The following is a 10,103-nucleotide window of genomic DNA, read 5'->3' on the forward strand; positions in this document are numbered from 1 at the left end:
CTGTTCACCCCCGCACAGTTGAGTAGGTCTCAGACAAGTCTTTAAGACGCAGAATGAGACCACTCAACCACTGCGCTTTTAAACATCGAGCAATGACTTGATTGAATTTATCAAATTTATGCCTAACTCCTTAAGACGCAGGTTGAGACCACTCAACCACTGCGATTTTAATTAACGAGCAATCACTTGACTGAATATTCCAGCTCCATCCCAATCGACTAAAATTTAATACTATTCACCTAATAACTCTACTTCTTCAGCATAAATAGCGTTAGCTTCTTCAACGAATGCATCTAAAGCCGCTTTAACATCTTCAGTATCACCAGATAATACACCTTGTAATAATGGGAACCATAACGGACGCATTCTCGCATATCCTGGAATTGTATTATAATATGCACCAAATTGATCGCTTAATTTTTCAGCAAATGCTAATTCTTCATTTTCATATAAACCAGTTTCTCCCTCTTTAGCTGAGAAGTTACCGGTCGCTAATAAAGTACGTTTGCCCCAAACTTCGTCATTAATCATGAAATCAACAAATAATTGTGCAGCTTCGATTTTAGCGTCATCGCCATTATCAAACACAGCCGGACCCGCTACTAAATATTCATATTTTGGTGCTTTGTCCACATTAGGGAATGGTAAGAACTTGAAGTCTACATCTTCCCATTGAGCCGCTAAACCTGGACTAGCTAAAATTGATAAGGCAGCTTTTCCTGACTTGAAGTATTCTAAAGCATCTTTTGCTTCTAAGGCTGCTCCTTGTCCTAAGATACCAGTAGGAGCTTGTTCCTTAATCCATTCTAAAGCTTTGACTCCTGCTTCATTATTAATGGTATATTCTGTTACTTCATCATTGGTAATCCATGAGCCAAATAAGTTAGAGACAAATGCACGTGGACCTTGATCTCCTGCTTGTGATTTAGAATAAACAACGGTTGGAATTGTATCGCCTTCAGCATTATTCACTGCTTCTAAAAATGCTTGGAATTCATCGACAGTCCAATTACGATCTTCACTATCTAAAGGTAATAAATCCGTTACACCTAATTCATCTGTTAATCCAACGTTTACTGCCATTAAGAACGGTGCAATTCCTTGTGGGTATAAGTATAATTCATCTTCAAATGAACTCGCTTTAACCGCTGCTTCAATTAAAGTGCTAGTATCAACATCAGTGAACGGTGCTAAATATCCTTTACTTGCCCAGTCAATAATACGACCAGGTGCATCATAGATAACATCCGGATTGGTTTGTGACTGTAATGCCGTTTCAATTTTTGCTGGACCGTCCGTAAAGTCTAATTTTTGATATTCCACTTTAATGTGTGGATATTTTTCTTCGAATGCTGCGATTAAAGCTGCATCATAATCTTCTGATGCTGGGAATTCTTTATCGCTAGTAAAGTTAGGGAAGTTCCAATAAGTGATGGTCACTTCTTCTTCGGCACTAACGACTGCTGGAGTTACCGATGCTACAACACCTGATAATACGGTTGCTGACATAGCGAAAGCTACTAATTGCTTGAATTTCTTAAATTTCATCTTTTTATTCCTCCGTAAAAATAGCTTTTTGTAAAATTTCTTGAACTGTGGTCTTCATCTTCATCGCATAGTGATGATTTTCTAATAATTGCAATGTGATGATGTCGATTAAATAATAAAACGGCAATTGTGAATTAGCGAATTGATCGTTATTCACGAAACGACTACTATGGACAAAGAATGTCTCATCCGATAACTTAGCAATGGTACTTCCTTTGATACTGGTCACACTGATGACAGTTGACCCGTTTGATTTTGCGTTTTTTAATGCATGCACCACTTCCTTTGTTTCTCCTGAATTACTAAACCCAATGACAATATCACCAACCTGTGTAATCGCACTTCCGATAATCATCATATGCGAATCCGTTTCAGCAATCGCATTAATTCCCATCCGCGATAAGCGAATCGCAAATTCTTTTGCTGTTAATCCTGAACTCCCCATACCATAAATGACGATACGATTGGCATTTTTCAATATTTGAATCACACGATTAATCTGTGCTTCATCAAGTAACTCCGCCGTCCGTTCAATTACCCGGTTATAATATTGCGTTACTTGATAAAACGCATTGACATTTTCATCTTTCTCATCGCTCAATGCCGAAGCAGAAAGCTCCATTTTTAGTTGGACATAACTATCACAACCCACTTTGCGACAAAAACGCGTAATAGTAGCAGCTGATGTACCAATTGCTGCTGATAAATCTTGAATACTGATATTTCCTAAATGTTTTTGTTCTTGTAACAAATAAGTTGCTATCATCTGTTCTTTTGGTGAAAAATTTATAAAATTAGCTTCTATCTTTTCTACCAAACTCATTGTAAATCACATCCTACTATCTTAATAAAGATGAAAGTATAAAGCTCCTAACATGCCGGCATTGTTACCCGCCCGCGCAGGACTTATCTTTGCTGTTAAAAATCGTTCACTGACTGCTAACTCTTTTAACTTTTGCTCTATTGCTGGAATCATAATATCATGTTGAGCTAAGATACCCCCTCCAAGTACAATATGATCTGGATTCAAAGTGTATTGCATGATCAATACGCCTTTCGCTAGAGCACTTATAAATCGTTCAAACACTTGATTCACTCGTTCGTCTGATGCTAATCTTAAGCGTTCAAAAAATTCTTCGCCAGTTATCTCCTCATTGAGTTGGCGCTTCGCGTCTGCTAGTAAGGCGGTAGTGGAAGCTACATCTTGAAAATATTGACCTTCAATTGGCAAATACCCTACTTCTCCAGCCATAAAACTTGGCCCTTCATATAATTTCCCATCAATCATAATGGCTCCACCGACACCTGTTCCAATGGTTAAGCATACTAAAGTTTTTGGTTTTTCTAATTCAGTAAAAGCTTGCCAATACTCTCCTAAACAAGCAGCATTCACATCATTTATTACCGTACATTTTACTTTTGTTAATGCCTCTATCGTTTCTTTTAAAGGAGTGCCAGTATAACCTGGTATTGTATACCCCGCATACGTGATGACTCCTTTTTGGGAATCTACCACTCCGGCTGATGAAATCGCAACACCTTGTAATTGATACTTTTCTTGAATTGTCGTACAAATTTGACAAACTTGCTCCAAAATATGATTTGTAGACTCCGTTAATTTCGTTCTCTGACGTTCTGTTGCACTCAGTTGTACGCCTTCATTATCAAATACTGCATATTTAATATATGTACCGCCAATATCTATTCCTAGATATGACACTCGCTCCCCCTCCTTTAAAACGCTTTCTTGATTTCGCTTTCATTATATCATCGACAAAAATTAATTTCAAGTATTTTTTTTATGAAAATTATTTTCTTTTTATGCTTAATTTAAATGAACCACCTACTGATGATCCCTCACTTTTTATGCTTGAAAATGTTGCTGCTGATTAGAGTAGGATAACGAATGGTTTTAGGACTTTAATTAGCATTAGATAATCATGCTAAGAAAGAAGTAAGCAAAAATGACTGAGATCCTTCCAATAATGTAAAAGTATGGAGATGCTGTTGCTTTTACACACATGTAACATCAAAACTTACGTGTACAAGCAACACTTTATTATAAAATTTAGGTGGATTGAGAGAAAAAAGTTGATAGTGACAACAATCTTTTTATTATTTGTATATTTAATTACACTATTATAGATTGGTCGACACACCTCAAGGACAACTTTGAATTTCAAAAGCGATCTTTTAAGTGCAGACTATTACAAACAACGGTACAAATAATTTAATCGGATGAGTAACAACAACTATGTTATTAATTCACTCCATCTACTAATAAACACATAAACCATTAGCCAATCACTTTGATAATCAACCTGAAATCGATTAATCAATTAAAACGTCAACTATAATAAAAAGTGCTACAAAGCTTTACATAAGGTGAGCTTTGTAGCACTTTTTTTCAACAAAATATTTTATATAATTTCAGAGATTTTCACAAAAAGCAAAACCCCAAACTCGTAATCTCGTCATCTCCCTATTAATTCCCTTGTTTAGGCACAACTTCTAAATAATCAAAGAGTGTCCAGACAAATTGGTTTCCTGTTAATCGATTTAAACTACCTCTTCCACAACGCACTTCATCATATTGAGTTACCTCATCACTGAAAATCCCTGGACCATATATCGCAATTGGCACTGGCTCTCCTGAATGCTCCCCTTTCTCACATGGAGTGGAGTGATCGGCACAGAGTGCTAATAAGGTGTTTTCAGGTAGATTATTTTTAAGCATCCCTACCATTTCATCATACTTTTCAATCGCTGCGACTTTACCTTGTGGATCATTATCATGCCCCATTAAATCGGTAGCCTTAAAATGGACATAAACAAGATCAAAGTCTTCAATGGCTTGCAAGGCTTTTTGGGCTTTTAATGGATAATTCGTATCTACGCTGCCTGTAAAAGATTCATCCGTTTCAGTATGGTAGCCCGTCATTTTAGCTACACCTAGGACGGTATCTTCTCCAGCAATTACCTTACAAGTAAATCCCATCTCTTTACCTAATTGAGGAATATTTGTCATTTTACCTGCTCCACGTGTAATTAAAAAATTAGCAGGAAGCTTATTATCCTCTATTCTTTTCAAATTAACAGGATGATTTTTCCATTTTTCATAAACAACTTTAAAATATTCATTCAATACTGCTGCTGTTTTTTGGGCTTGTATCGAATCATCAAGTGGTAATACTTCTTTATATGGGGAGCCATCATTAGGCGCTTTAGGGTCTGAATCACTAATTCGATCCGATAACCCTTCTCCTCTCATGACTAAAACGGCACGATGTTCCGTGGCTTCTTTTAAAATAAATTCTACGCCATTAATAACGGTATGATTGATTGCCTCAACGAGTTCCGATGTCCCTACTCTAATTCTGCCTGCTCTGCGGTCGATGACAATTCCTGTATCATCCACTGTAGCAAAATTACATCTTAAAGCAATATCTCCTTCTTTGAGATCTAAACCAACACCCGCCGCTTCAATTGGACCTCTGCCTGGATATAACTGATGGTCATGTCCAAATAAAATTAAATGTCCCATATCCGTACCAACAGTAATACCTGGACTAATCGGATCCATTAAGCCACTTTTTCCCTTTTTAGCAATTTCATCTAAATGAGGTGTTTGGGCAAACTGTAATGGTGATAAATGGTTCAATTCTTTTACCGGACGATCACCTAAACCATCAGCAATGGCGACAATTACTTTCTTTTTCATGTTATCAACCAACTTTCTCAATTAATGTATAATCAATTGTAGCCATGTAAAATAGACAATTGAAATCACACTAGCATTTACAAAACATCCCACTAAACCAAATTTAAGCTCATCTAGTACTGAAAAATATCCTGTACCAAAATATAAGGTATTGACTTTTGAATGAGGCGGTAATGTAATCGTTGAAGCAATACCAAATGAACATGCTAAAGCTAACGATACTGGATCCATTCCTAAAGTGGTTGCGATGGTGATAATAGCCGGAATTAAAATAGTGGTTCTAACAGTTTTACTGGTAAATAATAGATGACTAAATACCGTAATGAAAATTAAAATAACTGCTACTAAACCATGATTCAATTTGTCTAAACCAATCGCATCGACTAGATGTTCGATTAACCAGCTAGCACCACCTGAATCATTAAAAGCGTTCCCCACTGCATACGCACCAGCAGAAAAGATCATTAAATCCCATTTGATTTTGGCTTGTTTCCAAGTTAATACCCCAACTTTAGGTAATAAACACAATAACATACTCAATACTGCCGTTTGTTCAGTTGAAATTTCAAAACCAAACCAACTCTCTTGAAAATCACCTGTTGCCCATAAGAGTAATGTGATTAAAAAGATAATTCCGACTCGTTTTTCTGCCGAAGAAAATTTACCTAAATGATTCAATTCTGTTTTAAGTTTTTCTTGAACAATTTGATTGGCATCCTCACCACTATTATCCGCTATGTTAAATAATTTTAAACCAATGATAAACATGAAAATGGCCGTTAATAGCGCCTGAGGTATCGAACCTAATAACCAGTCCATATAACCAATATGCCCACCTGCTTGTTCGTTGATAAACCCTACCGCAATGACTTGAGCAGAGGTTGCAGTCATGACCATTGAGGTAGCAAAAGCATTATTATGGACACCTTGTAACATCATTAATTTTCCATATTTGGATTCACCCGGTAGAGCTTGATAGACTTCTAATAATACTAAAGCAATCGGTACAATTAAAGAAGCTCTTGCTGTAGTGGATGGTACAAAAAAAGCTAGTAAAAAATTCACAATAACAAAAACGGCTAAGGTTCTAATTTTATTTTTCCCAAATTTGGTAACGAGTGTTAACGCTACACGCTTACCTAAATTTGTTTCTGACATTGCTGAAGTTAAGACAAACGCGGCAACCATTAACCAGATAATATCAAAACCTAAAGTGCCAAAAGCCACTTTTTGATTTTCAACCGCTCCTACTAAAGGTAATAATAAAATGGCAATAATGGATGTTTGATAAATGGGAATCGGTTTAGTTACCCACATAATTAACGCAGAGACAAATATCGCAAGACTTTTTTGACCTTCAATTGTCATTCCATTAGGTAATGGCATAAAAAATAAAATAAAAAAGGTGATGATTGAAAGAACGATTCCGATAATAGGTGAATAATTTTTATTATTCTTGACTGCATCAGACATATTTTCTCCTCATTTCAATTGTATTTAATGATCATTATGGTATTATTATACAAGAGAAAACGGATACTTTCTAATTCCGTTTTACACGTCAACAATACCATTTTGGAATAATTAAATCATATTATGAGTAGAGGTGCCTCACATGGTTTTTGAAAAAATATACACGTTTAATACCTTATGCAAATTCAAAAACTTTTCAACGACAGCAGAACATTTATACATTAGTCAACCGAATGTCACGAAGCAAATCAAGCGTTTGGAAAAAGAATTAGATACTGAACTGATTCTCAGAACGTCAAAAACTTTTGAACTCACGAAAGCGGGAGAAGCATTTTTTGACTTTACCGAAATATTAATCAAAGAACATGAGCAATTCAATCATCGACTCGCTATCATTAAACAAGAAAAAGATCAACTAAGACTCGGGACCACCAATTTAATCGGAAACAGTATCCTGCCAAATATCTTACTAGAGTTCACCCAAGAATTCCCTAATTTAAGACTCAATTTACAAGTCGAACGCTCAAAGCAAATTGTTAACTTGCTGGTTAATGGAAAAATCGATTTAGCGCTCCTGTCGTCCTATATTAACGTGCCTAGTAAGAATTACAAACAACAAACTGTTTTTAAAGATAAATTAGTCTTAATTGTTCCGCCACATCATCGCTTAGCTCATCTATCTTACTGTCAATTAAGTGACTTAAATGAGGAGGCTTTTATTACGAAAGAGGATAGTGCTTCACTCGTTAAATATTTAAAGGAACAACTCAATCATCCTAAATTCTTAAATCAACCCACAATTAACATTAGCACCCAAACTAGTATTAAACACGCTGTAGCTAAAGGGTTAGGCATCGCCATCGTCTCTGAACAATTAATTGAAAATGATATTAAATTAAATAAACTTTGTAAACTGGAAATAGATGGCTATCCACTTTCGCGTGACATTCAAATGATTTACCGCTCCGATATTAATTTACCGATGGCCGCTAGTTTATTCAAAAAACATCTCGAAAAAATTTCGAAAGAAGTTTAAAATCAATCGTGACTGTTTAAAATGAAGATGATATTCCTTCGCTAAATGTAATACCTTTGTGCAATTGAATTGTTCTTGGTCTAAATTTTTCGCTGAGTTGTATATTAATATAAGAGTCAAACTGAATTTACAGTTTTTGCCCAATGCCTATAACAAATACAGTGTGAGAACCTTATAAACACGATTTTTAGACCTATAATCTTATTTACACCACATTTATATCATATTTTGTGGTAATATAGAGAAAACAGATTGGAGGTTTAGCAATGGAACAATTACCTAATTGCCCGCTGTGTCATTCAACCTATACTTACGAGGATCAGTTAATGTATGTCTGTCCAGAGTGTGGACATGAATGGAACCAAGTTGAATCATCAGAAGAAAATGAAGAATTTTCAATTAAAGATTCAAATGGCAATCCATTAGTTGAAGGTGATGATGTTATTGTTATCAAAGATTTGAAAGTAAAAGGTTTTAAGCAGGCAATCAAACAAGGAACAAAAGTTAAAAACATTCGTTTGATTGATAATCCTGCAGATGGTCATGACATTGATTGTACAATAGATGGCTTTGGACAAATGAAGTTAAAATCTGAGTTTGTGAAGAAGGCATAATAAACAGAGTTATATACTTTTAAATATATTGCCTTAAATTAAAAGAGGCAGGGCAAAAACTTTTTAAATTCTGTTCAGGCGTATCTATTTAATTCAAAGCGCAGGGGTTGAGTGGTCTCAACTGTGCGGGGGTGGGCAGACGAAGCGAAAATCAACTGATTTTCAACTTCTTGCCCACTCCCTTTTTTACATTGATTAAACATTTATTTGAAGTGTTCCTGTCAAGTCCATAATATTGTCATACGAAACCCACAAGCATGCTTTAAAAATTTCTTTAAGAAATACTCATTTATTAAACTAAATATATCTATAGTCGAGTTTTAGAAATTTCTATTTCATTTATCTACCACTAGACTTAATGTATTTATAGTTATTTACATTGCATCATTTGAACGCTTTAAAGTTTATTAAAACGACAAAACAAGGTCATTATCACGATTCCGATAATGACCTTGTCTTTTTATGGACTGGACTTTTTGCCCAGCCTCTATCTATAAAATAAAGTTCAGAAAAGTCTCTATCGTGCCACTTTCATACATGATGTATAGTCCAAGTGGAATAAATACTAAGGGCACAATGATTCGCTCATATTTTTCAATTGTCTCGGATATTAACGGAATAAAGGATAGCATCCCACTAAGCTTGCAAAAGATAATTATGCCGATTGAAAACACAAGCAACGCCACGAGGGTCTGTGACCAATCTAACGAAGCAAAATAAGGGATATAGATACCTAAATTATCTCCGCCAGACGCAAGTGTCAGCAATGTAACTGTCCAAAACAGTTGGCTTTCCTTGCTTTGTTCTAATCTTTCTATAATTTCTTCCTCTTCTTCTTCCTCACCTTCTCCAACAATGGCAAAGCGAATTCCTAAATAGATAGGAATTAAACCAAGCAATCCAACCATCCATGCTTCAGGCACGAAATTAACGACATAAGCAGCAACTAAACTCGCCCCTACAAGTAAGCCTGTGCCTAGATATTGCCCCGCATAAATATGCCATTTCTGTTTATTCTGTGATAGCTGTGCAAATAAAATAATTAAAATGATTAAATAATCGATACTGGTTGAAATATAAACACCAATAGCAGATATGATTGTCTGTCCCATTAAAAAACCTCCTGTATTAGTCAGTAATATATCAGTAGATTTTAAGAGAGCACAGACACATTAATTTAGCTATCGCTAATGGGTAATGTCGAACGTAGGAAAGCATTTTACTCCTCCTCAAAAAGTAGTTACAAAGTAGTTTCTAACTGAAATTCGGTGACTACTCCACGCAAAGTATAACCCACTATACTTTACTTTGCAAGCAAAGCGAGGGATCTACGAGGGGTATTGCAGATGGCTATTTCGGCTCTTTTGAGCCGAGTATCGACGCACCTTTATGGTGTGTAATTAACTGATACCATTTGAGGTTTTTGTGGTCTCCACAATTGGCTTCTACAAAACCGCATGCAATGGCGGACAACATGGCTAGAGGTTTTTGTGGTCTCCACAATTGGCTTCTACAAAACAGTTTGATATATTAAAAACTGCAAAAGAGGTTTTTGTGGTCTCCACAATTGGCGTCTACAAAACAAATTGGCAGACTGTTCAAGCAAAGACCCTGTTTTTGTGGTCTCCACAATTGGCGTCTACAAAACTTGAATGACATGAATCGCATCATACACATCAGTTTTTGTGGTCTCCACAATTGGCGTCTACAA

The 10,103-nt window shown here is 35.8% G+C and carries 8 protein-coding genes and 1 CRISPR repeat array; of the genes, 2 read left to right on the top strand and 6 right to left on the bottom strand.

The genetic code is table 11. The annotated features are described in order from the left end of the window. Positions 1-231 precede the first annotated feature (231 nt). The 5 genes from HMPREF2811_RS06210 to HMPREF2811_RS06230 all read right to left on the bottom strand — a co-directional run bounded on the left by HMPREF2811_RS06210 (position 232) and on the right by HMPREF2811_RS06230 (position 6,742). Complete coding sequence (locus tag HMPREF2811_RS06210; RefSeq protein WP_071408582.1) at positions 232-1,548, bottom strand: ABC transporter substrate-binding protein; 1,317 nt, start codon at positions 1,546-1,548, stop codon at positions 232-234. A 4-nt stretch (positions 1,549-1,552) separates the two neighbouring features. Next, positions 1,553-2,371, bottom strand: coding sequence for a MurR/RpiR family transcriptional regulator (locus tag HMPREF2811_RS06215; RefSeq protein ID WP_071408583.1), 819 nt, complete (start codon positions 2,369-2,371; stop codon positions 1,553-1,555). A 21-nt stretch (positions 2,372-2,392) separates the two neighbouring features. Continuing rightward, positions 2,393-3,268, bottom strand: coding sequence for an ROK family protein (locus HMPREF2811_RS06220; protein ID WP_071408584.1), 876 nt, complete (start codon positions 3,266-3,268; stop codon positions 2,393-2,395). 765 nt (positions 3,269-4,033) lie between these two features. After that, positions 4,034-5,269: a 2,3-bisphosphoglycerate-independent phosphoglycerate mutase gene (gene apgM / locus HMPREF2811_RS06225; protein ID WP_071408585.1), complete on the bottom strand. Its 1,236-nt coding sequence runs from the start codon at positions 5,267-5,269 to the stop codon at positions 4,034-4,036. A gap of 21 nt (positions 5,270-5,290) precedes the next feature. Beyond that, positions 5,291-6,742 carry an SLC13 family permease gene (locus HMPREF2811_RS06230; protein WP_071408586.1) on the bottom strand — a complete coding sequence of 484 codons (1,452 nt, stop codon included), beginning with the start codon at positions 6,740-6,742 and terminating at the stop codon, positions 5,291-5,293. A 142-nt stretch (positions 6,743-6,884) separates the two neighbouring features. Between HMPREF2811_RS06230 and HMPREF2811_RS06235 the strand changes: the two genes are divergently transcribed. Further along, complete coding sequence (locus HMPREF2811_RS06235; RefSeq protein WP_071408587.1) at positions 6,885-7,778, top strand: LysR family transcriptional regulator; 894 nt, start codon at positions 6,885-6,887, stop codon at positions 7,776-7,778. A 266-nt stretch (positions 7,779-8,044) separates the two neighbouring features. Further along, positions 8,045-8,392, top strand: a complete 348-nt coding sequence (locus HMPREF2811_RS06240; RefSeq protein WP_071408588.1) for a zinc ribbon domain-containing protein YjdM — start codon at positions 8,045-8,047, stop codon at positions 8,390-8,392. Between the two features lie 491 nt (positions 8,393-8,883). Here HMPREF2811_RS06240 and HMPREF2811_RS06245 read toward each other — a convergent pair whose 3' ends face one another. Next, positions 8,884-9,504: a CadD family cadmium resistance transporter gene (locus HMPREF2811_RS06245; protein ID WP_071408589.1), complete on the bottom strand. Its 621-nt coding sequence runs from the start codon at positions 9,502-9,504 to the stop codon at positions 8,884-8,886. Between the two features lie 307 nt (positions 9,505-9,811). Beyond that, positions 9,812-10,095: a CRISPR direct-repeat array (repeat unit 24 nt; unit sequence GTTTTTGTGGTCTCCACAATTGGC). The last annotated feature ends 8 nt before the right edge of the window (positions 10,096-10,103 follow it).

The sequence above is a fragment of the Globicatella sp. HMSC072A10 genome (assembly GCF_001811625.1).
GTDB lineage: Bacteria > Bacillota > Bacilli > Lactobacillales > Aerococcaceae > Globicatella > Globicatella sanguinis.

Bases quoted from the DNA above. Each gene is read 5' to 3' on its own strand.
- HMPREF2811_RS06210 (WP_071408582.1), bottom strand. From the start codon at position 1,548: ATGAAATTTAAGAAATTCAAGCAATTAGTAGCTTTCGCTATGTCAGCA.
- HMPREF2811_RS06215 (WP_071408583.1), bottom strand. From the start codon at position 2,371: ATGAGTTTGGTAGAAAAGATAGAAGCTAATTTTATAAATTTTTCACCA.
- apgM (WP_071408585.1), bottom strand. From the start codon at position 5,269: ATGAAAAAGAAAGTAATTGTCGCCATTGCTGATGGTTTAGGTGATCGT.
- HMPREF2811_RS06230 (WP_071408586.1), bottom strand. From the start codon at position 6,742: ATGTCTGATGCAGTCAAGAATAATAAAAATTATTCACCTATTATCGGA.
- HMPREF2811_RS06235 (WP_071408587.1), top strand. From the start codon at position 6,885: ATGGTTTTTGAAAAAATATACACGTTTAATACCTTATGCAAATTCAAA.
- HMPREF2811_RS06240 (WP_071408588.1), top strand. From the start codon at position 8,045: ATGGAACAATTACCTAATTGCCCGCTGTGTCATTCAACCTATACTTAC.
- HMPREF2811_RS06245 (WP_071408589.1), bottom strand. From the start codon at position 9,504: ATGGGACAGACAATCATATCTGCTATTGGTGTTTATATTTCAACCAGT.